Genomic DNA, 23,846 nt, shown 5'->3' on the forward strand with positions numbered 1-23,846 from the left:
GAAACCGCGCCTCCGAGCGCGGTTTTTTTTACCCGGCGCAATCGTCTCAGCCGCTTCCGGCGATCAGGATTGATTCTTGCAGCAGCGCATGGTTACCTCACTATTGGCTATGCATCGCAACACAGGAAATCCTTGTGAATAATAATTCGATCAAAAAGACACTCATCGCACTCGCGATATCCCTCACCCCAGCCTTCGCCCTCGTGCCCATGGCACACGCCGCCGAACTGGACAAACAGCTGAAGCAGACCGAAGACAAGGTCATCGAGTGGCGCCGCCACCTGCACCAGAACCCGGAGCTCGGCAACCGCGAATTTGAAACCGCCAAATACATCACCGAGCACCTGAAAGCCCTCGGTATGGAAGTGGAAACCGGCATCGCCCACACCGGTGTGGTCGCTCTGCTCAAGGGTGGCAAGCCCGGCCCCACCGTGGCGCTGCGCGCGGATATGGATGCACTGCCCGTTACCGAGCAGGTGGACATTCCCTTCGCCTCCAAGGCCAGAACCGAATACAACGGTGAGGAAGTGGGCGTGATGCACGCCTGTGGCCACGACACACACGTCGCCATGCTGATGGGCGCCGCCCAGGTACTGGCAGATATGCGCGGTGAGCTGGCCGGCAATGTGCTGTTTATCTTCCAGCCCGCAGAAGAAGGCGCGCCGGATGGCGAGGAAGGCGGTGCGGAACTGATGCTGAAGGAAGGCCTGTTCAAAAAATACAAGCCGGACGTGGCGTTTGGCCAGCACGTGACCTCCAGCCTGCCGGTGGGTGTGATCGGCTACCGCTCCGGCCCGCTGATGGCGAGCTCCGATGAATTTCGTATCAACGTAAAAGGCCGCCAGACCCACGGCTCCCGCCCCTGGGGCGGTGTAGACCCGATCACCGCCGCGGCGCAGATCGTAATGGGCACCCAGACCCTGGTGAGCCGGCAGATCGATATCACCAAGGAACCGGCGGTGGTGTCCTACGGCGTAATCGACGGCGGTGTACGCAACAACATCATCCCCGACAGCGTCTACCTGAATGGCACCATCCGCAATTTCGATATGGACAACCGCCAGGAGATTTTCAAACGCCTCAAGGTGACCGCGGAGAAAATTGCCGAAAGCAGCGGAGCCGAAGCGGAAGTGGAAATTCTCGAGGGCTACCCGGTCACCGTGAACAATCCCGAACTGACCCAGGCCGCCATCCCGGCGCTGAAAGCGGCAGCCGGCGATGACAAAGTCATGGTGATCCCGAAAATTACCGGCGCCGAGGACTTTTCCTTTTTCGCCAATGAAGTACCGGGCTTTTACTACTTCCTCGGCGTCACCCCGAAGGGCACCGACCCGGCCACCGCCGCCAGCAACCACTCACCGCGCTTTTATGTGGATGAAAGTGCGCTGGCCATCGGTACCAGGGCGATTACCCAGCTGGCACTGGATTATTTCGAGCGTCAAAAAAACTGATGGGCAGACTGCGCTGCCCACAGCCCGGCGGCACGCCGACGTGTTTTCTTTACCGTAGATGAAGCCTGCCGATGGATACCGAAGCCATACGCCTGTTTGTGCGAGCCGCAGAAATGCTGAATATCAGTGCCGCTGGCCGCGAGCTGGGGATGGCACCGGCGGTGGCCAGCGCCAAACTGGCCAAGCTGGAAAAGTCCCTTGGCGCAGATCTGCTGCACCGCTCCACACGCAAGGTGGCCCTCTCTCTCGAGGGCGCCGAATTCCTGCCCTTTGCCCGAGAACTCCTCGCCCAGGAAGACGCGGCGTTTGCCGCCCTCGGCAAAGGTAACCTCGAAGCCACCGGCACCCTGCGCTTCACCGCCCCAAGCACCTTTGCGCAGCTATATATAGCGCCGATCCTGCCGGCGTTTATGCAGCGCCACCCCAAGGTCCATCTGGACCTGCGACTCACGGATACGGAATTCGACCTGATCGAAGGCAGCTTCGATCTGGCACTGCGCTATGCGGCACTGCCGGACAGCAGCCTGAAAGCGCGCAAACTGGCCGATGATGTTGTGGTGCTGTGTGCGTCCCCCGCGTACCTCGAGCAACACGGTGCCCCGCCAACCCCGGAAGCGCTCGGTCAGCATCAGCTGATCGCCTTTCGCGGTCTCGGTACTACCCCTCTGGTCGCCGCCGATGGCCGCCGCGGCGAGTTCGACCCGCGCACGGCCGGCTCCCGACTCACCATCGACGACGGCGCCAGCCAGCGGCTTGCCACCATCGCCGGTGCCGGTATCTCCCTGAACGCCCTGTGGAGCGTCAAAGCGGATCTGGATTCGGGTGCCCTGATCCGGGTGCTCCCCGACTATCAAGCCGATACCCGGGCCGCACTGTGGCTTGTCTACCCACAATCCAACGCCCTGACCGCCAAGGTGCGGGTGTTTATCGACTTTCTGCTTGAGCACATCGGACAACGCCCCACCTGGCTGCAATAGCCGTTTATATAGAAAAGCTAAAAAGTGAACTCCGATATGCACCGTTTTTATTGAAACGGGAAACGCCTATCTTAGTGGTATTCCATCAGAACGGTCCCTATACCACTTGCCGCGGGCACTGAAGACCACGGACCCCGGCAGCGACAGGAGCACACCATGAAAGCCATGATCCTCAACGAATACGGCGCCGATGCCCGCTTCCAGGCCACCGACTTGCCGCGCCCGGACGTACAACCCGGTCACCTGCTGGTGCGCGTCGCCGCCTCCAGCGTCAATACCGTCGATACCATGATCCGCCAAATGGGTAAGGAGCTCCCTCTGGCACCGGATCTTCCCGCCGTGCTCGGCATGGACTTCGCCGGCACCGTGGAATCCGTCGGCGAAGGCGTGAATGACTTCCAGCCTGGCGATGAAGTCTACGGCTGCGCCGGTGGGCTGGCAGACCTGCAAGGCAGCCTCGCGGAATTTATGCTGGCGGACGCCCGCCTGGTCGCGCACAAACCCAAAACCCTCTCCATGCGTGAAGCGGCCGCGCTCCCCCTGGTTGGCATCACCGCATTTGAGGGACTGAAACGGGCTGGTACCCAGGCAGGAAAACGCGTACTGGTCCACGGCGGTGCCGGTGGTGTCGGCCACGTCGCAGTCCAGCTGGCGCGCCACTTCGGTGCCGATACATACGCCACCGGCCACGGCGAGCAATTGGAGATTATCCAAGGGTACGGAGCCACCGCCATCGACTTCAAAAAAGAGAAGGTCGCTGACTATGTGGAAAAACACACCGGCGGGACCGGCTTCGATATCGTGTTTGACTCGGTGGGTGGCGCGAACCTGGGCAACTCGTTCGAGGCTGCCGCACTCAACGGCCAAATCGCCACCACCGTCGCGCTGCTCGACCTGGACCTCAGCCCGGCCCATTTCAAAGGATTGTCACTGCATGTGGTATTTATGCTGATCCCCATGCTGCACAACGTGCAGCGGGAAACCCACGGTGCCATTCTGAAGGAACTGGCAAAAATTATTGATGCCGGCGCACTGACACCCCTGGTGGACGACACCTACTTTGGTCTCGAAGATATCGGCCGCGCCCAGGATCACCTCACGACTGGCAAAGCCATCGGCAAGGTTGTTGTAGAAAATTAATTGTTCCCTTACGCCAAGGCAGGGGCACAGCGCTCTTCCCAAAGGAAGGCGCTGGTCCTCACCGGGAGATAAATCCACATGAGAAAAATCACACTAACGGCAATAGCTCTGGCTACAAGTCTGTTTGCACTACCCACCATCGCCGGCGATCACACCGTCATTGCCACCGACAATATTGAGTGGGGCCTGCTCAACCCGCTCAGAGGGGATGCCAGCCCCAAAGCCGCCGACCTGTGGGGAGACCGGACCAAAGATATGGCAACCGGGATGCTGGTGAAATTCGACAAGGGGTTCTCTTCCCCACCCCACATTCACAACATCACTTACCGCGGTGTGGTGATTGAAGGGCGTATGCACAATGATGACCCGGGCGCGGAAAACATGTGGCTCTCCACCGGCTCATTCTGGACACAGCCCGCAGGGGAAACCCACATTACCGCAGCCAATGGAGAGCGCAACCTGATCTATCTGGAGATCGACAGCGGTCCCTATCTCGTGCTGCCCCCGGAGAAAGCGTTTGATAGCGGCGAGCGCCCGATCAATATCGATGAGCGCAACCTCGTCTGGCTGGATGCGAAAGACGTGACCTGGCTCGATAAGGGGAACGCGCAAGTGGCGTATCTCTGGGGTAAACCCAGTGCGGCCAATGGCAGCTTTGTCCGATTACCTGCCGGATTCAACGGCACCATCGAGAACCCGAACGGGTTGAAAGCGGTAGTGGTCAGCGGTGAGGCCAGCTACCGATGGAACAGAGACAAAACCCGGACATCGCTATCGCCAAGCAGCTTTTTCAGCGCCTCCACAGCGGGTAAGCATCGCATCGAAACTCAGGAAGGCGCGGTACTCTACATCAACTCCAATGGCAGCTACCGAATCGAGTAGCTACTGAGAATTCTGCCAGCACCGGCTGAGACGAGCGGCAAAGCACCCTGACTACGAAAATGGAGGCCTTATGAAAGCGAACAAGAAAACCATTCTGATCACCGGTGCCACCGATGGACTGGGTCTGGCCACGGCACAGGCACTGCATGCACAAGGGCACGAGGTTCTATTGCACGGACGCAGCGCAGCCAAGCTCGCCACAGCGCAAGAAACGGTTTTCGGGAAGGCCCCGGGTGCGGCAGAAAAAAATACCGCAGCTGGTTACCTCGCCGATTTTTCCGTGCTGGAAGAAGTACAAACGCTTGCTCAGGCGGTCACCAGAGATCACCCGGTCATTGATGTTCTGATCAATAATGCCGGTGTGTTTCAGGTTCCGGAAACGCGTACAGAAGACAACCTGGATATCCGGTTTGCGGTAAATACCATTGCGCCCTTTTTGCTGACGCAATTGCTGACGTCAAACCTGGCCGCAGATGCGCGCGTGGTCAACCTGTCGTCTGCCGCACAGTCGCCGGTCGATCTGCAGGCACTTGCGGGAAAACGGGAAATCGACGATGCCTTCACGGCCTACGCGCAGAGCAAGCTGGCACTCACTATGTGGACGGCTCAGCAGAATGGAGATCAGGGGCCGATGCTTGTCGCGGTAAACCCGGGCTCGCTGTTGGCCACCAAAATGGTGAAAGAAGGATTTGGGCAGGCGGGAAATGATATCCAGATCGGCGCAGACATCCTTGTCCGCGCCACCCTCTCCCGAGAGTTCGAGGGCGCCTCAGGAAAATACTTTGATAACGACAAGGGAAGCTTTGCCGCACCTCATGCAGATGCACTCGATGCAGCAAAATGCCAGGCCCTAGTCACCGGCATTCAGTCCGTGTTACAGCGTGTCGGGCTCAGCTACTGATGCCTCTCGTGATACCTCTCAAGACGCTTCTCGCGATGACGCGCGAGATTACCCGCGCGCACAGCTAGAGAATCCGCTGTCAGGCGGATTCCGTTTTCCGCTGCGGACGACGGCGGCGCTGCCCGGGTTTGGCAGCGTTATTTCCCCCGCTCCGGTTGCCGTCCACCCGATTACCGTTCGCACGATTGCCAGAGCGCTGGCCGCCGTTGCGGTTTTCAGAGCGGCCACCAGAATCGCGGTTCCCAGAAGCGCGACCGCCGCCAGCCTTGTTACCAGACGGCTTGTTGCGACCACCGCCGCCACGACGCACCTGATTGCCCTTACCCGGTTTACCGCCAGAGGCCGGCAACTGGTGATCCGGCTCAAAGCCTTCAATTTCTTCCCGCTCGATCGGCTTCTGGATCAGCTTCTCGATATCCCACAGCTGCTTGGCTTCATCCGCTGAAACCAGAGACACCGCCTGGCCGGAAGCACCGGCACGGCCGGTACGGCCAATGCGGTGCACGTAATCTTCCGGCACGTTCGGCAAATCGAAGTTCACTACCTGGGGCAGCTGGTCGATATCAATACCGCGCGCGGCGATATCAGTGGCCACCAGAATCTGCACCTTGCCGGCTTTAAAGTCGGCCAGGGCCTTGGTGCGCGCATTCTGGCTTTTATTGCCGTGAATCGCTGCCGCCGGAATTCGGCTCTGTTCCAACTGTTTGGCCAGACGGTTGGCACCGTGCTTGGTGCGGCTGAACACCAGCGCCTGATGCCAGCCATTTTCCTTGATCAGATGACACAGCAGAGACGCCTTGCGGGACTTATCCACCGGGTGCAGCTTCTGGACCACCGTCTTGGTGGTGCTGTTGCGCGGCGCCACGTCGATTTCTACCGGGTCATTCACCAAGCCCTTGGCCAGGCTGCGGATTTCCGGGGAGAAGGTCGCAGAGAACAGCAGGTTCTGGCGCTTCGTCGGCAGTACCTTCAGGATTTTTTTGATGTCGTGGATAAAGCCCATGTCCAGCATGCGGTCGGCTTCGTCCAGCACGAGGGTTTCCAACTGGTCGAACTTGATCGCGCGCTGGTTGTACAGGTCCAGCAGACGGCCGGGGGTGGCCACAAGAATGTCTGCACCACCGCGCAGGCGCATCATCTGCGGGTTGATCTTCACACCGCCAAACACCACCGAGTGACGCATGGGCAGGTACTGGCTGTAGCTCTGTACGTTGTCGAACACCTGCGCCGCCAGTTCGCGGGTAGGGGTCAGCACCAGGGCGCGCACCTGGTTGTTGCGCGCGCGCTCACCGGCGCTCAGTTTGTGCAGCAGCGGCAGGGTAAAACCGGCAGTCTTGCCGGTACCGGTCTGGGCCGCCGCCATCACGTCACCACCGCGCATTACCACAGGGATGGCCTGCTCCTGAATCGGGGTGGGTTTGGTATAGCCCTGCTCCGCAACGGCGCGGGCAATTTCCGGCACAAGGCCGAGGTCTTCAAAAAGCATAGGTTTTCTTACTTGAGTGCAGCCTGCGGAACAATCACGCCGGCTCGCGTTGCGCCCGAGCCGTGGTGCTCCGGGCAAAAATTGGAATGCTCAACCCGCCGATCCCTTGTTTCAAGTCCAGTCAGACTTCAGATTCAGGGCCGATGTTCCACGGGGTGAGATTGGTTGCCGCCAAAGGCGTTGGCCGAATGTTCTCAATCGGCCGGGTGCGGCATTCAGTAGAAAGGGTTCAGACACACTGTTGAGAACAGCGTTCCGGAATTGAGTCGAAAATTAATTCGACCTACAGATGACGCAACTGGCGGTAGCGCCAGCCGCGGCACTATAACACAGCGCGGTAGACTGCCCAGTTTTAATTGCAATTTCGCACCGTGAACACTTTATGCAGGATTATTCACGCTCCTGACCGTGGAACCTTTCGAGACCAAAAGGCCCACCGTAGTATTTCTCCACCACAAAACGGGGAGGGCTAATTTATGTCTTACACGACCCACACGCTACGCGACGGCCGCGAAGTCAGCATCCGCCCGGTCAGGGCCAGCGACGGTGAACTGGAACGGGAGCTGATTGAGAGTCTGTCAGCAGACTCCAGCCGCATGCGATTTCTCGGCGGGATCGGCCAGGTCAGTCAGCAACTGATGCGCGTACTCACCGACAATGACGCGCAGCACGAAGCCTTTATCGCACTGTTTGAGGATGAATCCGGGACCCTGCACGCCACGGGTGTCGCCAACTTCGCCTGTGATCCGGATGGCCGCACCTGCGAGTGCGCCGTCGTGGTTGCCGATGACTGGCAAAACGTCGGCCTGGGTAAACTGTTGCTAGGCGAGCTGGTCGACGCCGCCAAAGCAGATGGCCTGGACGAAATCTACTCCATCGAGTCCGCAGGCAATAGCGCCATCGACCACGTCGCGCGGGAACTGGGGTTTGCCTGCAAGGCCGACCCGCTAGATTACACAACCTTGCGTTACTCTCTCAATCTGCACTAGCTCAGTCTGCGCTAGCTCAGCCTGCAATGAACCTGCTCTGAGCTTGGCCTGCACTCACCCTCGCCAGCGCCGCTTGTCGGCGCTGGTGACAGCGTGGCCATACCCGCGAAGCCGCAAAGGCCACGACCGTCATGTCCTTAGAAAACTTGCCAACGTATGGAAGCTCCGGCACTTTGGGCTATACACATAAGAGCTAATAATAAATCCGGAGGTTCCCATGGAATCCAGCCCTCTCATTTCGATCGGTCTCCCCCTGTCCCTGTTCATCATCATGATCGGTATCGGTATGACCCTCACCGCCCGGGACTTTCACCAGGTCACCGTGAAACCCGCCGGCCTGATTATCGGCACTATCACCCAAATCGTGGTCATGCCCCTCGCCGCCTTCGCGCTTGCATGGGCACTACAGCTGCCTCCGGCAATGGCGGTTGGACTGGTAATCATCGCCGCGTGTCCCGGTGGTACCACATCAAACCTGTTTACCCTGTTGGCCAAGGGCAATGTGGCACTGTCTATTGTTTTGACCGTATCTGCCAGCCTGATCACGATCATGAGCCTGCCGCTGTTCGCAAACTACGCCCTGCAAGCTTTCTCCGGCACACAACAGACTATTTCTCTGCCATTCGGGAAGACGGTATTGATGTTGTCTGCGATCGTTTTACTACCGGTGGCCATAGGCATGGGCGTGAAAGCGTTGCGCCCGGCCCTGGCTGCACGCGCGGAAGGGCTGGTCAGCGTGTTTGGCGGGCTGGTCCTTGCAGTTCTGATCGCCGGTATTATCTACGGCATGCGCGACCGTTTCGTCGACCTGCTGATCCAGGCCGGCCCCGCAACCGTCGCCCTGAATATTCTGGGTATCGCTATTGGCCTGCTCTGCACCCGCGCTGCCGGGCTGGGAAGCCGCGAACGCCTTGCGGTTGCCACCGAGTTGGGTATCAAAAACGGCACACTCGGATTGATGGTGACACTCACCCTGCTGCAATCCAATGAGATGTCGGTACCCTCGGCCATTTACGGCGTCATCATGTTCCCGATCGGGTTCCTGCTTGCCGCATACGGCCGCCGGCTCGCCAGGGCTTCAGCGACCTCCGCAAGCGCCGAAGAGCCCTCCCGTACTGCCGAAGCTGGCTAAACGACAGCCCGCCTGGCATTCGCTCGAAATGCCCCGTAGAGTGGCCTCACCACAACATGTGAGGCCACCCATGCTCCTCAAAAGCTCACCTAGCGCCCTTCGCTCTGCCCTCGTCACTCTGCTATTCCTACTCACAGGCTACACAGCCTCGGCATCGGCATCGGCCGAATCAACTCCGCAGCAGGTAACGAGCCCACTGCTCGAATACCGGGATATCCCGTGGGCAAAGGCCGGCGGCAAGACCCTCACCACTGACATTTTTGTGCCTGACACCGGCCGCCAACGGTATCCGGTTGTGATCATCTATCACGGCGGCGGCTGGCTGATTAACGACAACAGCATCATGGAATCCACTGCCAGATACCTCGCACGCAATGGCGAGTTTGTGGTCGCCAACATGAACTACCGACTGCTCGGTGACAATAACAACACCACAACCATGGGCGAAATTATTGAGGACGCGCTCGGCGGATTTCTGTGGGTAGAAGCGCATATTTCCAAGTATGGCGGTGATCCGGGCCGTATTGCCGTTACCGGCGATAGCGCCGGTGGCCACTTGAGCGCCATGGTCGTGCTCGCTGCGACTAATCTGAGCAGTAAACCTTTCGGCCCGGGTAACCTCTCATTCCGGCCTACCTATATCCCCGCCGGAAAAACACCGGAACAGATCGCAAACCGGGAACAGAGCCCGATAAAAGCGGCGGTACTGAGCTACGGTGTGTTTGATCTTGAAAAGCGGGTCCGCGAAGGTCTGGAGTCTCCGGGTAACGGCTTCTGGCAAATGGGCGGCGCCAAAGCGCGTAGCATTTTCGGGAACGATATCAGCGTCGCCACACATCCGGAGCTCTACCAGGCCGTATCGCCAATTCACCTGATACCCAATGTACAGGACCGAAAGCTACCCGCAATATTTGCTCACGTCGGCAGCAGGGATACAACGACACCGCCAGCAGCCGTTAAGAAGTTTGCAGATCATCTGGAAACGGCGGGGCAATCAGTAGTATTCAAAGAGTACGCAGACAAAAATCATGCTTTTCTCGATAATGGCTGCAACGAATATCTAGGCAACTGTTTTGATGATGATGCACCGGACACTCTGGACGACATGATCCAGTTTCTGCAAACGCATCTGAAATAACATCAAGGTTCATATGGCACATTGGGCTCCATCAAATACTGACGAGCCCTTGTCGAGCCTGATCTTACCCAGATAAGTGGAAACCCTAACGATGCGTATTTTCGCAAAATTTAGAACGTAGCGACGCGATTTATCAAATTTCAGCTTTTCCTAGAGCCATCGCTTGGCTTCGGAAATTACCGTTTCCAGCCTCTTCTGAAGCGCCCTATTCCGCAGAGCGCAAAGGTATAGCGTTTCGCTGACCGGGCTAGAAAGTTGATGAGCTTTAATCTGCTCAGGCCGTTGGAAGGCTTCAACCGCATGTGCCGGAAGAATGGTAAAACCCAGCCCCATACTTACCGGTTCCAAAATCAGGCCAATCTGGTTTGAGAATCCCGTTCTTGGAAACAGGTTACTGTGCTGAAATTCAGGGTAATTGGCACCGAGAAGCAGGTTAGCGTGATGACTCCCGTCAGGGTGGTCGATAAAGCCAAGTGCCATCAACGTGTCCCACTCCGGCTCTTTGACTGAAGCAGGTGTTACCAACAGCAGCGACTCTTCCGCGACCGGCGTGCAAACCACATCGGCCAGGGTGGGTTTCGACGTCATGAATCCAATATCAACGGTAGATTCAGCGATTGCATTTTCCACATCGGCATTGGGTGCAAACCGATAATCAATAACAAGCTTCGGATGCTCGCTCTGCAACTCCAGCAAATGTGGATACAACTTAAGCCCGACACTTCCCGGCGACATCACCCTCACAACGCCTTCGTAGGGCGGATCGTCTCGAATGTTCTGCTCCAGATTCGACAACGCGAGGAGAATGCCCTGCGCGTCGGCATAAAGCCTTTCACCGGTATCCGAGAGTGAGAACTGCTTGCCCTGCCGTACAAGCAGCTCGGCGCCGAGCTGCTCCTCCAGCTTTCTGACGTGCTGACTAACCCCGGACTGCGTCATATGGAGCCGCTCTGCGGTACGCGTGAAATGACCAACTTCAACCAGAGTGCAAAAGCTGCGTAACCAAGTGGTATTTATCATTACATTATGAAATCTAAATAATCACAAATCATAATTTTACGTAATAATCAGTGTTATGTAACCTTTTCTTACTCATCAGAGGAGGACAGCAATGAGCAACGTTTATCCAAGAAATTTTTCACATATTGGCATATCCGTGCCGGACCTTGAGCGCGCCGTTAAATTCTATACAGAGGTCATGGGTTGGTATCTGATTATGGAGCCAACCGAAATCGAAGAGGACAACAGCGCCATCGGAGAGATGTGCACCGATGTATTCGGCGCGGGCTGGGGGAGCTTCCGTATCGCTCACCTATCGACAGGAGATCGAATCGGAGTGGAACTTTTTCAGTTCAAAAACCAGACCAACCCGAAAGACAATTTCGAGTACTGGAAAACCGGGGTTTTTCACTTCTGCGTACAAGACCCGAACGTCGAAGAACTTGCACAGCGCATCGTGGCTGCTGGTGGTAAAAAGCGCATGGAGAAGCCGCGCTACTATTACCCCGGCGAGAAGCCCTACCGCATGATCTATATGGAAGATCCGTTTGGGAACATCGTAGAAATTTATAGTCATAGCTACGAATTGATCTACAGCGCGGGAGCCTACTGACGATTCACCAGCAAGAATTCGATAGCGGCTTAGCGAGGCTAGAGGCTCCCTGAGCGCCCAGCGCAGGCGCAGCTAGCGTGGAGCATATTTTGTGTTAATGTTTGAGCGCCAGCGAGTAACACAAAAGGTGCGTAGCGTTGGTTGTCGCTCTGCCGCTGTTTGTTATGCTTGACTACACCACTGACTTACACTAAAACCGCTACATGTAATTTTTAGTGCCCGATCAAATTGAATTATATTTATTCAGCGTCATTGATCAGTGTAAATCAAAGTAGAAAACCTTTAGGCTTTGCACAATGAAGCACTTCGTGCAAACAAGTCATACATTCGGTAACAATAGGATTTCCATTCTTATCTTCTACATATAAGCCGACCCCATTATCTTCATGGCTCATCATTCCGGTGCATGAATTCGGATCGTCCAGATGATAGCAGATACTGTACGCCAAACTTTCTTGCTCCAACATAACGAGTTGCGAAATTTCTTCAGGAGATATTCCCTTGCTAATGAATTTTTCAACTATCGGAATTACAGGGTTTATTGTTCTACTTGGGTTTCTATTGGCCCACGCTTTTTCATTTTCTATACGATCTTTTGAATAAGATGAATTATTAGGGTTTTCGATGTATTGCCAAATTGACCATAAAAATAAAAATTCAATTACATCTCCACGACGATACTCGGAACTACTCGCCCATTGAGTTGGCGATTCGACATCAAGAGTCTCAATTAGCTCCTTAAACTCTTCCATAGACTTAGGAAATTTTAGATTCATATTTCGTAACTCCCTTTGAACCGAGACGCATAACGCCCGCAACAGGGGCGACCAATGCTATGCACGTTTTGTGCGAAACTGGGAGCGCAGCGACCCGCACAAAACGTGCATAGCGTTGGGCGTCCCGCGGAGGCCCGGAGGGCCGTAGCAAACTGCTTGCGATTGTTAAGCATGACGCTACCTGGGTGCTCACCACCCACCGACCAACTGGCCCAAAACAAAAATGACACACAAATTAACGATAGGAATACTAGCGAAAACAAGTGATCCAGAAACTTTACTCTTAAATCCCATTATAAAAAACCCAACCAAAGATAGCGCTACCAGATAGATATGATTGGAAATTAAAAACACAAAGACATACTTAGATTGCTCTATGAAACCTGAATTAGAAACAGAATCAAAGACCATTCCGAAAAATGGAGCGAAGTAAGCTGTAAAAGCTGCTGAGGCAACTCCAAAAATCAACAAGAAAGTTGAAAAATTCTTTTTAAAACTAGCTGACATACTCATAGTGCTTAACGCCCAGCGCAGGCGCAGCCAGCGCGGAGTACCTTTTGTGTTAATGTTTGAGCGACAGCGAGTAACACAAAAGGTGCGTAGCGTTGGCTGTCGCTCTGCCGCTGATTGTTATGCACTTCGGAGTATTTTGTTAGCGTAGAGGTCCTCTACAGGGAAAATCATTGTGTAATCATCCCAATTTAGGTTCCCATCCACTATCTCATACTCAAGAAACTTTCTTTCAGACTTATACTGTTCATAGTCTGGATGACCCACAGAAAATATAAATGGTGCAAAATCTACGATCTGCTTGTGGCCGTCATTGAAAGTTATTTCAAGAATGTGAGATTTTAGGTGACGGACAGACTCAACCAAAATTTCTGACATTTTTAACTCTCTGCGTGATTACTTTAGGAGCAATAGGCTGCTTTCTCACGAAGTATGAAACCCACTTCTCAACGATTTCATCAGCATATACGTTGACAAATTCTTCAAACTCTTTTCTCTTCTTAGGATCTAAACCCTGCCCTTTATCCTTGATGATAATCTTGCTGATTTTTCCGTGGAAGAAATGAATTTCCGCCTTACTTTCTTTTCCTTCATATTTTGCATGGACGTGAATAGGTTCATGCTCATTGCTATAGAAGAAAAGAGTAATTCCGAGGTATTGATATAGTTTTGGCATCACATTCTCCTTGTGAAGTTTCTCCTTGATTGCATAACGCCGCGCTCAGCCGCAGCTTACTTTGGGCGCTTTGTTGCGCGAAAATAGGAGCGTAGCGACTGCGCAACAAAGTGCTCAAAGTAAGATGTCGGCTGCAGCGCCTTGTTAACGTGCACCGCCCTTTGGGCCGCTACGGACTAAATTTTCTGCTTGAGACTTGCCGCCCGCACCCATATAAAAAGGGTGAGAATTAGCCACAAGCCTTTCTCTACATTACAAAAAACCTGCAGTTTAAGGCGCCGCCGAAATTTGGTCACCTAACTTGCAGCCAACAATTTCTAGCGGACTATGCCTTTCTCCATCATTTCGGATGGCCGGTAAAATCCCGAAGCACCAACCTTCTCTTTACCCGAACCTGGAATCAACCACAATCCGCTATTCAATGCTTTTTAAATTCGATTTCTCTCAGCCAGCCCACAAACTACTTTCTTGCCTCAGCACGTTAACGCCGCCGGCAGGGGCGGCTTACCTTATGCGCGTTTTGCGCGAAAATGGGAGCGTAGCGACCCGCGCAGGACGCGTATAAGGTAAGCTGTCCCACGGAGGGCCGAAGGCCCGGAGTATTTTGCCCGGCATTGTTAGCATCTTCTTGGCACTAGAGCCTGACGAATACTGCGACGCTGCTCCGAGTTAAATGTAAAGTACGGGAACTCGATTTTACGACCAGACAGCCCGAGAATCACGAAATTTATTGATGGAAACATTTTCAAATTTACAGATTTTATATCTGACCGATCTAAATCAGTGACATCGCCAAAATCAGTGTACCTCACCTTATCCCGGGTAATTTCGAGAGAGTGCTCGACAACCTTATCACCACCAGTATTAAATAAAACTAGCCAAGTAAATATGGCCATTTGAAATACGAAGAATCCGACAGTATAAATTTTTAGATAAATTTCGTTAATCGGAAAATCTAAAAATATTGAACCTGAATAGCACGTAACCAGTAAAACTATCGCATAGATTGACGATTGAATTATCCGAGAAACAGCATCTTGCATTCTTGACTGAAAAAATACTTTATTCATTGGTTATGCTAACGCCCAGCGCAGGCGCAGCCAGCGCGGAGCACCTTTTGTGTTAATGTTTGAGCGACAGCGAGTAACACAAAAGGTGCGTAGCGTTGGCTGTCGCTCTGCCGCTGCTTGTTAGGCGCGACGGAGCCCCGATACATACCCCCTTAAATTCCGAAGAATGCTCTCCTATTATCTTCCTTGTGAAGATCATGCTTTGCTATATGAAATGCCTTTGGAGCTACACTAGTAGAAAAAATTTTGAACGGGAGTTCTTCGATACAAACTTCTGAGATGACAGCAGAAAAATCCTTTTCATAGCAATCCTGAAGAATCTTCAAATTAGTTGAAGGAAAGCTATTCTTGAACTCCTTGTTATACTCAGGCATGAAGTATCTAATTAATGACGCCTCGTAAAGCGCTATGCGCTCTTGCTCTGTGGTTCCGTACAGTTTGTCTATGCCAGATTTGATTCGAGCATTACTGCTATCACTATTCTCAGCAAAAGGATTAAAAACCGTAAACATTTGATTATTAGGCTGAACTTCAAGAAGCAGTAAGGACAAGTTGTGCCCATCTGGCACACCTTTGACTGCAATTTTCTGCAGTGTCTCATGCTTTAGAAGTCTATCTACAGCATTTCTAGAGCCATCCTTCCCATACGCTTGCCCTACGTATTTAACCTCAAAGTTTAACTCACCCGTCTGTTCCGATATTTTACGCATCATCACAGCTTCATTCGGCCAGCATCTGTCACCATCCACAGTTTCCAAATAGAAAATGTCTTCTTCACTTTTCAAGGTTAGAACTGGAGGTAACTCGGCACAAATCTGACATTCTTTTCCTTTGACTGAAAATGTTAGATGAAAATTATTATTTACTTGTTTTGCATCTAGCAATTTTACGACAGGCGTAAATCCTATTAAGTAGATGTGACAATTTTCCACAACACTCATATACGGATCTAAAGCCTCTTTCTCGTAAATTGCGGATGCTGGAACTGTACAATAACTTGTAGCGTACATGCTCAAGGCATGTTCAATATCGAAAAGAGCGCCGCCAAATATTTCTTTTCTTCGCGCAATTCGCTCGTCATTTTCTTCGTTCATCTTATCTAATTCACTTCTTATTTTTTGTGGATCACTCGGTCGCCTAACGCCCAGCGCAGGCGCAGCCAGCGCGGAGCACCTTTTGTGTTAATGTTTGAGCGCCAGCGAGTAACACAAAAGGTGCGTAGCGTTGGCTGTCGCTCTGCCGCTGCTTGTTAGGAATTTTTAGATCTTCTCTCGTATGGATGGATCAGCCCCATATTTCAGAAGCAATTCAGCATACTCCGAAACATAATTATCGTCCGCTGCGTAATCATAGGCCCTCCAATTATTGCTCCATACTCTATTTGGATTTGCTCCTGCCTCCAATAAAATACGCGCCATCTGCAACACGGAATCGCCTTTAGTAGATTTGGTGACAATGTACTCATGAAGCAAGTGATGGAGATAGCAATCCATATTTTCTTTGGGATTGGGATTAGCGCCTGCTTTCAGTAAAAGTTGAACCATCTCCAAATCGATCTGATGAATATAGTGATACATGTATACTGATAAGTCTTCTTTTAGCTCAGGAAAGAATTCTAATTCTTCGAGAGTATTCGACAATTCAGATCGTTTAAGATGCTTCATAATTGCCTAACAGTTTTATTCATAAGCCCCAGATATAGACATAATGTCTACATCTGGGCATGAGATGTCTATATATACCCATAATGGCTATATATAGCCATACCGCCTCATATCGAATATGTCTATATCTAGACATATAGCCCTACCCGCATCATGGATCTACATCCGGCCAGGACCTCGCCAACCAGGGCCTTCGACCCGTTATAAGTGGGTATTTTCTTTGAGGCATAAATAACAAAGCCCCGCAAGGCGGGGCTTTGGATTCAACTTACTTCTGCGAGGTTTCCCTTGCTTTCGAGCCACTGCTTGCGATCGCTGGCCCGCTTCTTGGCGAGGAGCATATCCAGCAACTGATTACTGTTGTCTCCCGCGTCAATATAGAGCTGGACCAGCCGACGCGTGTTGGGGTCCATGGTGGTTTCACGCAATTGCAGCGGGTTCATTTCACCCAGGCCTTTGAATCGCGTTACCTGGATTTTGCCTTTCTTCTTCTCGGCGGCAATGCGGTCGAGGATGCCCTGGCGCTCGGCGTCATCCAGTGCGTAGTAGACGTCCTTGCCAATATCGATGCGGAACAGCGGCGGCATGGCAACGTAAACGTGGCCGGCGGTAATCAGCGGGCGGAAGTGGCGCAGGAAGAGTGCGCACAGCAGGGTTGCAATGTGCAGGCCGTCGGAGTCGGCATCGGCAAGGATACAGATTTTGTTGTAGCGCAGGCCTTCGAGGTTGTCGCTGCCGGGATCGACGCCGAGGGCGACGGCAATATCATGGACTTCCTGGCTGGCTAGGATTTCACTGGAGTCGACTTCCCAGGTGTTCAGGATTTTACCGCGCAGGGGCATGATGGCCTGGAATTCGCGGTCGCGCGCCTGCTTTGCAGAGCCACCGGCAGAGTCCCCTTCCACCAGGAAGAGTTCTGAGCGGCTGGCATCGGCGCTGGAGCAGTCGGCGAGCTTGCCGGGGAGTGCAGGTCCCTGGGTAACTTTTTTGCGCGCGACTTTTTTCGCTGAGCGCAGGCGTTTTTGCGCATTGCTGATGCAGAGCTCGGCGAGTTTGTCACCGTCTTCGGTGTGCTGGTTGAGCCACAGGCCGAAAGCATCTTTGGCTACACCGGAAATAAAGGCGGTGGCTTCACGGGAGCTGAGACGCTCCTTGGTCTGACCGGAAAACTGCGGATCGGCGAGTTTGGCGGAGAGTACATAGGAGCACTGCCCCCAGATATCTTCCGGTCCGAGCTTAACGCCGCGTGGCAGCAGGTTGCGGATTTCACAGTATTCACGCATGGCATCCAGCAGCCCTGCACGCAGACCGTTCACGTGGGTGCCACCCTGGGCGGTGGGGATCAGGTTGACGTAGGACTCAGCGGTGACTTCACCACCTTCCGGCAGCCATTGTACAGCCCAGTCTGCGGCCTCGGTCTGCGCGGCGAAGTTGCCGATAAACGGTTCTGCGGGCAGCACTTCCCAGCCCTGGTTTGCTGCGGCGAGATAGTCCTTGAGCCCGTCTTCGTAATACCACTGGTCGGATTCACCATCCTGCTCATTGATAAAGGTGACGTTCAGGCCCGGGCAGAGCACGGCCTTGGCACGCAGCAGGTGGCGCAGGCGCGGTACGGAAAACTTGTGCGAGTCGAAGTATTTCGGGTCCGGCAGGAAGCGCACACTGGTACCCGTGGTGCGCTTGCCACACTCTCCGACCACTTCCAGATCGGAGGCTTTTTCACCGTCCTGGAAACCAATACGGTGTACCTTGGCATCCCGCTGAATGGTCACTTCGAGCACCTTGGACAGGGCATTCACCACGGAAACACCGACGCCGTGCAAACCACCGGAGAACTGGTAGTTGTTGTTGGAGAACTTGCCACCCGCATGCAGGGTGGAGAGGATCACTTCCACCCCCGGACGCCCCTGCTCCGGGTGAATATCCACAGGCATGCCGCGGCCGTCATCGCTGACGGAGATGGAGTGGTCTTTGTGCAGTACCACTTCGATTTTCTTGGCGTGCCCGGCGAGGGCTTCGTCGACACTGTTGTCGATCACTTCCTGGGCGAGGTGGTTGGGGCGCGTGGTCTCGGTGTACATCCCCGGGCGCTTTTTCACCGGGTCCAGCCCCGTCAATACCTCGATATCTTCTGCGGAATAATTAGCCATAGAGTTCTGCTCGCCGTGGCCGGCGCCTACTGCTTGGGTGTTGTTATTGATTGATTCGGGAACAGGAAATCTACCAGCGCGGGCATATGCCGGGCAAATTCCTGAAAACTATGATCGCCACCGTCTTCGATGGTCTGCCGCTGGCCGCGGTAGAAGGCTTCCGCCTCGCGATAATCCAGGGTTTCGTCACCGCGCTGGGCCAGCAGCCAGTAGCGGCCACTGAGCGTAGCCGGAATACCGGATTCCAGTTGCCGCATCTTATCCACATCCTGCGGGCGCAGGCGATAGGTTTTATCCTCACCACTGTACGGCTTCAGATTCTGGTCCAGATAGTTCGGCATAAACCGTGACGGGGTGACCGCGGGGTTGATGAGCACTGCCGGGAGCCTGTGCTGTTCTGCCAGCCAGGTACTCCAGAAGCCGCCCATCGAGCTGCCCACCAAGCCGATGGGGCCGCGGTGGTTGCTATTGAAATCTTCTAGCACCTTGCCCAGTGTCATGGCGGCCTCCGCCGGATAAGGCGAGACCAGCGGTGCATAGAAAACAATATCCGGGCGAACTTCCTGCAGCCACGCTTTGAGTTCCTGGCATTTGAAAGACTGTGGGGAAGACAGGAACCCGTGCAGGTACACCAGCAGCGGGCGATCCTGCGGCTGGGGACTGGGGTGCTGAGGGCTGCGGTGTTGAGGGTTGGCATGTTGCGACATGCAGGGGATTATAACGATGCCGCCGGCAGATGTACCGGCGGCGGTAACGATGAATTTATTGAAGCGATTCGTCGAGGCTGGCAAAGGCGCGGCGCAGATCGACCTTCATATCCCTCCAGAAGGTAACACTGGTAAAACGCTCGAAGCGGCCGCCCGGACCGAGGCTGCCGAAGTTTTCGCCGATATCGCGGCGGTCACTGAAGCGCATCACGGCGTTGCCATTGCTGTCTTTGAGCTCACCGGAGAGGGTGCCGTAGGCGCTCTGGTCGGTGTAAACACGCCACAGCCACGGCTGCGGGTCCAGCGGTGCACCGAGCGCAAAGCGGCTCAGGTCGAGCTGCATCACGTAATCCGCTTCCGCCTTGTCGGTAACCAATTGGCTCTGACGCGGCGCGAGGAAGCGCTCGTTCAAGGTTTCTCCCATCACTTCCTGGAGTTTGACCAGATCCTTGTCGCGCAGTTCGTAGTCCTGAGCGCGCAGCGGTGAACCGGCGGTTGGGAAACGCTTGTTGTACTGCACACCCACCGGCTCCAGGTACACCTTGGCGCCGCTCAGGTCAAAGGCATAGGCTGCGCTGACACTGTCCAGCCCGGTCTTGCGGGGCAACAGGCCATCCGCTTCGTCTTCTGGCGATGCGACCGGTTGCTGGGCGCAGCCGGCAACCAGTGCCGCCGCTAGAAACAGCAGGGGTAAGAATTTCTTATGAGTAGTCTGCATGGTGACCTCACTTCCTGATGAACACATAAATTGTTGCAGAAGAGGCTGGCAACCTGCCGGCCTGCCGTCTGCAGGAACCCGGTACCACTAAACCGCGAATTCAGGTGCCATCTTAGAGTAGATGAGCGGCCAATAAGTCACGAAAGACAGGTTAAGAAGTGCAAATAGATTATTGGTCTGCGTTCGCGGAGCTGTGCGGTATCAGTATCCGGAAGATGCCAGGTCGACACTGTATTCGGCGATGGCGACCCGCTCTACACCGGTGTCGTAGTGTCCATCGTCGTGCAGATCAAACCAGCGGTAGCCCGGCATTTCACTATCCACAGCAAAGGGACCGCTGCCCGGAGTGAACTGTACCGAGGTGGACGGAGTGGCGTGCAGGCCGATGTCACCGATATGGCTGTCGAACTGCTGGTGCACGTGCCCCCAGGTAATTGCACGTACATTTTCAGTTTTTTGCACCAGCTCGATAAATGCCTCGCGCCCGGCCTTCAGCATATGGCCATCAATCCAGTGACTGCCAACGGCAACCGGCTGGTGATGCATCATCAGCATTAGCGGGTGATCGGCGTGACTCTCAATCAGATTTGCGATGCGCGCAAGCTCGGCGTCGTCAAATCCACCACAGATCTGACCGGGCACACTGGTATCCAGTAACAGCAAACGCCAGTTGCCCACGCTGACCACTTCCGGCCGGCGCTTGGCCGCCAGCTGATCCATTCGCTGGGGATTGTCGTGATTACCGGGGAGCCAGAACCAGGGAGACCGCACCCGCTGCATTTTATGCAGGAAGCGGCGATAGGATGCTTCGGAGGCGTTTGCAGAAACATCGCCGGTCACCACCATCAACTCTGGGGCTACCGGGGATTTATCGATGGCGACAAGCACTTCGTCCAGGGTATGACCGGTGTCGAGGCCCAGCAACTGATAATCCGGCCGGCCGCCTATATGGGGGTCGGTAAACTGGATCAGCCGATGTGCTGCTTGTGCTGGATTGTTACTCACTTTCTCACCTTGCCGATACATCCATGTACGCCTGTACGATGCCCGGCGACTACTCAGGTCTATTCAGGTCGGCGGTTGAGTTCCGAAGGGGAGAGTAACTTCGGCGCGACCATTGGCCAGGCAATGGGCCAACCACTCACTCAGATAGCGGTTGACCTGTTGGCGCTCGTCTTCATTGTGCATGGCCGGATTGGGGTAGCGGAAATTCAGTCCATCACCACCAACCGGGCCCTGTCCGTTCACTGCGACGACTTCCGCCATACGTGCATCGTGATAGAGGCGCACGGTAATCGGCGGCGGCGTCAGCCAGTGTTTGTCCTTGTCACTGGAAACGCTGGCCGAGGCCTGCAGACACACTTCAGTGGTGTACCTGCTGCGATCCAGTACGGCAACTTCCAGAGTCCCGTGAGGGATCTGGTAGCGCCAACTCTGATTGTTTGCGAGCTCCGGCATCAACTTGCACAGGCGAAGATAATTTGCATCGCAATCGGCGTGGTACGTAGGCAAATCCACCCGAAAGCGGTCTTTGCCAACTGCTGTCGCCAGGCTGCGAGACCCCTCTCGCGGCGGCGATGCCGTTTTATTTCGGCCTGTGTCTGCCGGTACCGCCATTATCGACACTCCTGTTGAGTTCACGCCGTGACTGATCTCTCAAAATATCTGCGGCGAGATGAAATTTCGGCTTATCGGGCCTGTCGACGTACAAAAAGCGTACAATTTGCTAAGTACATCTCCGGTCAGAAAGCGGGAGCCCCGAGCCGAGAGACTGAAAGGCACACGCCGCTAGTAACCATTCACTACCTTGGCAGTTTCCGGGGGTGATTGCCATTAAAGTGTAACTATCAAAGGAATTATAAGGTTAAGAGGGGCGGATCCATGCGACCAGAGATCCGCTATCGGTACCCGGGCTCAGTCCAGACGATCCCGGTTCAGTTGCAGCCACTGCAGGCTGATGACGCTCGCCGCATTGTCGATCGCGGCATCACCGCTTTCCAAAGCCGCCATGACAGCGTCCAGAGGGAACACTCTCAGGCGAATATCCTCGTGCTCGTCGGCGAGGCCAAATAGTCCCTCGATACCCCGAAGGTCCGCACAAGCACAAAAAAGGTGCATGCGTTCGCTGGATCCCCCGGGGCTTGGCAGGTAACTGCGGATAAAGTGAAGCTTCTGGACCTCGAGCCCCGCCTCCTCCTGCAGCTCGCGGCGCGCGACTTCCTCAAGGGATTCACCTTCCTCGACCATGCCCGCAACAACTTCCAGGCACCAGGGGCTGGGGTCCCGCTCCAGAGCACCAATCCGAAACTGCTCGGTCAGGGCGATCAGCTGATGCTGTGGGTCATACAGCAGCACCCCCACGGCGTTGCCGCGCACAAACAGCTCACGCTCCATTTCGCCCCCCCAGCCGCCGCGATAGAGGCGATGGCGCAAGCGCAGTTTTTGCATCTTGAAGAAACCGTTGTAGACGGTTTTACGCTCGACAATATCCACCGCGCCACGGGTAAACTGGGGTTTGAGATCCGTCTTTTCACTCATTGCGCCGTTTTCCTTTCTCGCCAAAATACCGGCCTCAGTCAAAACCCACGTCGTTGTACGGTGGGAACCGCGCAAGAATCTGGCTGGCCTCCTGGCGCAACTGGAACAGCTGCTGCTCCGGCGCATCGTGACGGCCCGCCACCGAGGGCATGGAGCCGCGCCACAGGGGCGCCTCTTCCGGCGAGAGTACATCGACAATCAGTGACGACTCCCGGTACTCCCGCACCCGCAGCGGTGCGCGCCAGCCGAAGCCGAAATAGCGATAGCCACCGTAGATAGAGAACGGGTCTTCATAGACCGCCACCTTATCGGCGCTGAACAATTGCACCCGCACCAGGAAGTCCGCCTCTTCACGCGAGGCGGCGGGCTGATAACTTCCCTTTAGAATGTCATCCACGGCCTGATTGGCCCGCTTGCTCTCAAACGGCGAAACAGGCCCATTGGCGAGGGTATCGAGCAGGTAGTAGCTGCGCAGGTTGGCGAATTTGTAGGTGGGATCGTAATCGACCGCCACCGGGTTGGGGGCCGCGCAGCCGGCCAGTAGCAGGGCTGTGAGCAAGCCGAGGGTAACGGCAGCAAATGATTTGCGCGGCATGGGTCGATGCAGTGAAGCCATGTCTTCTCCCGGTAGTACGTTGAGAGTACCGGCGTCCCTGCCGAAACTGTTATTCGTTGTGACTAAATTGGACTGGGCAATGTATCGGTCCAGATTGTCAGACGGATTCTATCGCCAATCACGAGGCCGGTGGCAGGTCTTTCAGCAGCTCACCGACGGCGCTGTTCAAAATGCGCTGGCGCTCTTTTTTATCTTCCGGCCGCGCGATCAGTTTGGTGGCACTGCCACCCCAGATGGGCATCGCGTTTTGCGGACCAATGCCCACCGACAGGGTTACCTTGGGAGCGCCGCTGCGATCAGGCAATTCGACCACGCCGCGCTGGGCGTTGCTGTCGAACTGGGAATCCCAGCTTTCATTGTTGTCATCGCTGGCGAATTCCTCCTCCACTACCGCAATCTGGTAATCCACCACCATCTGCGCGCTATTTGTGCTGGCCACCTGGCGATATCCGCGGGACTGCAGCAGACCGCCCACAACCTGACGCAGCTCGGTATCCAGCTCCACCAGTTGAGCCGGCGCGCCGGTATCGGCACTGAGCGCTTCAGTACCCCAGGCATAGGTTTGAAATGCGACCGGAGCACCGGGAGACTGGATACGCTCGATTTTTGTCGGTGTCCCGCAGCCGGCGAGCCCGAGGGCGACGCCCAGCGCGAGCATCATAGCGACAACAGGCGCGGTTACAGGTTTGTGCATAATTCCCATGAAAGCTTCC

At 54.9% G+C, this 23,846-nt stretch carries 26 protein-coding genes; 9 read left to right on the forward strand and 17 right to left on the reverse strand.

Features of this window, described 5'->3' with window-relative positions; genetic code table 11:
* Positions 1–134 precede the first annotated feature (134 nt).
* From ACYX4K_RS12285 to ACYX4K_RS12305, 5 genes are all read left to right on the forward strand, one after another.
* Positions 135–1,451: a M20 family metallopeptidase gene (locus ACYX4K_RS12285; RefSeq protein WP_475091839.1), complete on the forward strand. Its 1,317-nt coding sequence runs from the start codon at positions 135–137 to the stop codon at positions 1,449–1,451.
* Positions 1,452–1,522: 71 nt separating this feature from the next.
* The gene (locus tag ACYX4K_RS12290; RefSeq protein ID WP_475091838.1) at positions 1,523–2,428 is read left to right on the forward strand and encodes a LysR family transcriptional regulator; all 906 of its coding nucleotides are present in this window, start codon (positions 1,523–1,525) and stop codon (positions 2,426–2,428) included.
* A gap of 156 nt (positions 2,429–2,584) precedes the next feature.
* Positions 2,585–3,568 (forward strand): zinc-dependent alcohol dehydrogenase family protein, encoded by a 984-nt coding sequence (locus tag ACYX4K_RS12295; protein ID WP_475091837.1) that lies wholly within the window; start codon positions 2,585–2,587, stop codon positions 3,566–3,568.
* Between the two features lie 78 nt (positions 3,569–3,646).
* A complete protein-coding gene (locus ACYX4K_RS12300; protein WP_475091836.1) occupies positions 3,647–4,450 on the forward strand; it encodes a DUF4437 domain-containing protein in 804 nt (267 codons plus the stop codon).
* A gap of 70 nt (positions 4,451–4,520) precedes the next feature.
* On the forward strand, positions 4,521–5,351 hold the full coding sequence (locus tag ACYX4K_RS12305; RefSeq protein WP_475091835.1) for an SDR family NAD(P)-dependent oxidoreductase: 831 nt from the start codon (positions 4,521–4,523) through the stop codon (positions 5,349–5,351).
* Positions 5,352–5,430: 79 nt separating this feature from the next.
* Here ACYX4K_RS12305 and ACYX4K_RS12310 read toward each other — a convergent pair whose 3' ends face one another.
* Entirely contained in the window at positions 5,431–6,837 is a 1,407-nt protein-coding gene (locus ACYX4K_RS12310) for a DEAD/DEAH box helicase (protein ID WP_475091834.1), read from the reverse strand.
* Positions 6,838–7,313: 476 nt separating this feature from the next.
* Between ACYX4K_RS12310 and ACYX4K_RS12315 the strand changes: the two genes are divergently transcribed.
* The 3 genes from ACYX4K_RS12315 to ACYX4K_RS12325 all read left to right on the forward strand — a co-directional run bounded on the left by ACYX4K_RS12315 (position 7,314) and on the right by ACYX4K_RS12325 (position 10,096).
* A complete protein-coding gene (locus ACYX4K_RS12315) occupies positions 7,314–7,826 on the forward strand; it encodes a GNAT family N-acetyltransferase (protein WP_475091833.1) in 513 nt (170 codons plus the stop codon).
* A 217-nt stretch (positions 7,827–8,043) separates the two neighbouring features.
* A complete protein-coding gene (locus ACYX4K_RS12320; protein ID WP_475091832.1) occupies positions 8,044–8,958 on the forward strand; it encodes a bile acid:sodium symporter family protein in 915 nt (304 codons plus the stop codon).
* 70 nt (positions 8,959–9,028) lie between these two features.
* Positions 9,029–10,096 carry an alpha/beta hydrolase gene (locus tag ACYX4K_RS12325; protein WP_475091831.1) on the forward strand — a complete coding sequence of 356 codons (1,068 nt, stop codon included), beginning with the start codon at positions 9,029–9,031 and terminating at the stop codon, positions 10,094–10,096.
* A 150-nt stretch (positions 10,097–10,246) separates the two neighbouring features.
* On the opposite strand, the gene ACYX4K_RS12330 is transcribed toward ACYX4K_RS12325, so the two are convergent.
* On the reverse strand, positions 10,247–11,116 hold the full coding sequence (locus tag ACYX4K_RS12330) for a LysR family transcriptional regulator (protein ID WP_475091830.1): 870 nt from the start codon (positions 11,114–11,116) through the stop codon (positions 10,247–10,249).
* A 91-nt stretch (positions 11,117–11,207) separates the two neighbouring features.
* Between ACYX4K_RS12330 and ACYX4K_RS12335 the strand changes: the two genes are divergently transcribed.
* On the forward strand, positions 11,208–11,708 hold the full coding sequence (locus tag ACYX4K_RS12335; protein WP_475091829.1) for a lactoylglutathione lyase family protein: 501 nt from the start codon (positions 11,208–11,210) through the stop codon (positions 11,706–11,708).
* 266 nt (positions 11,709–11,974) lie between these two features.
* Here ACYX4K_RS12335 and ACYX4K_RS12340 read toward each other — a convergent pair whose 3' ends face one another.
* From ACYX4K_RS12340 to ACYX4K_RS12410, 15 genes are all read right to left on the reverse strand, one after another.
* Positions 11,975–12,484, reverse strand: a complete 510-nt coding sequence (locus tag ACYX4K_RS12340) for a hypothetical protein (RefSeq protein ID WP_475091828.1) — start codon at positions 12,482–12,484, stop codon at positions 11,975–11,977.
* Between the two features lie 189 nt (positions 12,485–12,673).
* Positions 12,674–12,997: a hypothetical protein gene (locus ACYX4K_RS12345; RefSeq protein ID WP_475091827.1), complete on the reverse strand. Its 324-nt coding sequence runs from the start codon at positions 12,995–12,997 to the stop codon at positions 12,674–12,676.
* 117 nt (positions 12,998–13,114) lie between these two features.
* Positions 13,115–13,372 carry a DUF2442 domain-containing protein gene (locus ACYX4K_RS12350; RefSeq protein WP_043319731.1) on the reverse strand — a complete coding sequence of 86 codons (258 nt, stop codon included), beginning with the start codon at positions 13,370–13,372 and terminating at the stop codon, positions 13,115–13,117.
* Entirely contained in the window at positions 13,353–13,670 is a 318-nt protein-coding gene (locus tag ACYX4K_RS12355) for a DUF4160 domain-containing protein (protein WP_043319732.1), read from the reverse strand. The genes ACYX4K_RS12350 and ACYX4K_RS12355 overlap by 20 nt, the downstream gene beginning before the upstream one ends.
* A gap of 617 nt (positions 13,671–14,287) precedes the next feature.
* A complete protein-coding gene (locus ACYX4K_RS12360; RefSeq protein ID WP_475091826.1) occupies positions 14,288–14,740 on the reverse strand; it encodes a hypothetical protein in 453 nt (150 codons plus the stop codon).
* A 152-nt stretch (positions 14,741–14,892) separates the two neighbouring features.
* On the reverse strand, positions 14,893–15,834 hold the full coding sequence (locus ACYX4K_RS12365) for a hypothetical protein (protein ID WP_475091825.1): 942 nt from the start codon (positions 15,832–15,834) through the stop codon (positions 14,893–14,895).
* A 165-nt stretch (positions 15,835–15,999) separates the two neighbouring features.
* Positions 16,000–16,404 (reverse strand): hypothetical protein, encoded by a 405-nt coding sequence (locus ACYX4K_RS12370; protein WP_475091824.1) that lies wholly within the window; start codon positions 16,402–16,404, stop codon positions 16,000–16,002.
* Between the two features lie 263 nt (positions 16,405–16,667).
* A complete protein-coding gene (gene parE / locus ACYX4K_RS12375; protein WP_475091823.1) occupies positions 16,668–18,554 on the reverse strand; it encodes a DNA topoisomerase IV subunit B in 1,887 nt (628 codons plus the stop codon).
* 26 nt (positions 18,555–18,580) lie between these two features.
* On the reverse strand, positions 18,581–19,261 hold the full coding sequence (locus ACYX4K_RS12380) for a YqiA/YcfP family alpha/beta fold hydrolase (RefSeq protein ID WP_475091822.1): 681 nt from the start codon (positions 19,259–19,261) through the stop codon (positions 18,581–18,583).
* A 55-nt stretch (positions 19,262–19,316) separates the two neighbouring features.
* Positions 19,317–19,979, reverse strand: coding sequence for a hypothetical protein (locus ACYX4K_RS12385; RefSeq protein ID WP_475091821.1), 663 nt, complete (start codon positions 19,977–19,979; stop codon positions 19,317–19,319).
* A gap of 201 nt (positions 19,980–20,180) precedes the next feature.
* On the reverse strand, positions 20,181–20,984 hold the full coding sequence (locus ACYX4K_RS12390; RefSeq protein ID WP_475091820.1) for a metallophosphoesterase: 804 nt from the start codon (positions 20,982–20,984) through the stop codon (positions 20,181–20,183).
* 63 nt (positions 20,985–21,047) lie between these two features.
* A complete protein-coding gene (locus tag ACYX4K_RS12395) occupies positions 21,048–21,596 on the reverse strand; it encodes a DUF1249 domain-containing protein (RefSeq protein ID WP_475091819.1) in 549 nt (182 codons plus the stop codon).
* Between the two features lie 297 nt (positions 21,597–21,893).
* Positions 21,894–22,517: an NUDIX domain-containing protein gene (locus tag ACYX4K_RS12400; protein ID WP_475091818.1), complete on the reverse strand. Its 624-nt coding sequence runs from the start codon at positions 22,515–22,517 to the stop codon at positions 21,894–21,896.
* Positions 22,518–22,551: 34 nt separating this feature from the next.
* Positions 22,552–23,133: a DUF4136 domain-containing protein gene (locus tag ACYX4K_RS12405; RefSeq protein WP_475091817.1), complete on the reverse strand. Its 582-nt coding sequence runs from the start codon at positions 23,131–23,133 to the stop codon at positions 22,552–22,554.
* A 118-nt stretch (positions 23,134–23,251) separates the two neighbouring features.
* The gene (locus tag ACYX4K_RS12410) at positions 23,252–23,836 is read right to left on the reverse strand and encodes a DUF4136 domain-containing protein (protein ID WP_475091816.1); all 585 of its coding nucleotides are present in this window, start codon (positions 23,834–23,836) and stop codon (positions 23,252–23,254) included.
* Positions 23,837–23,846: the final 10 nt, after the last annotated feature.

It is taken from the genome of Microbulbifer sp. ABF4_107 (assembly GCF_056312215.1).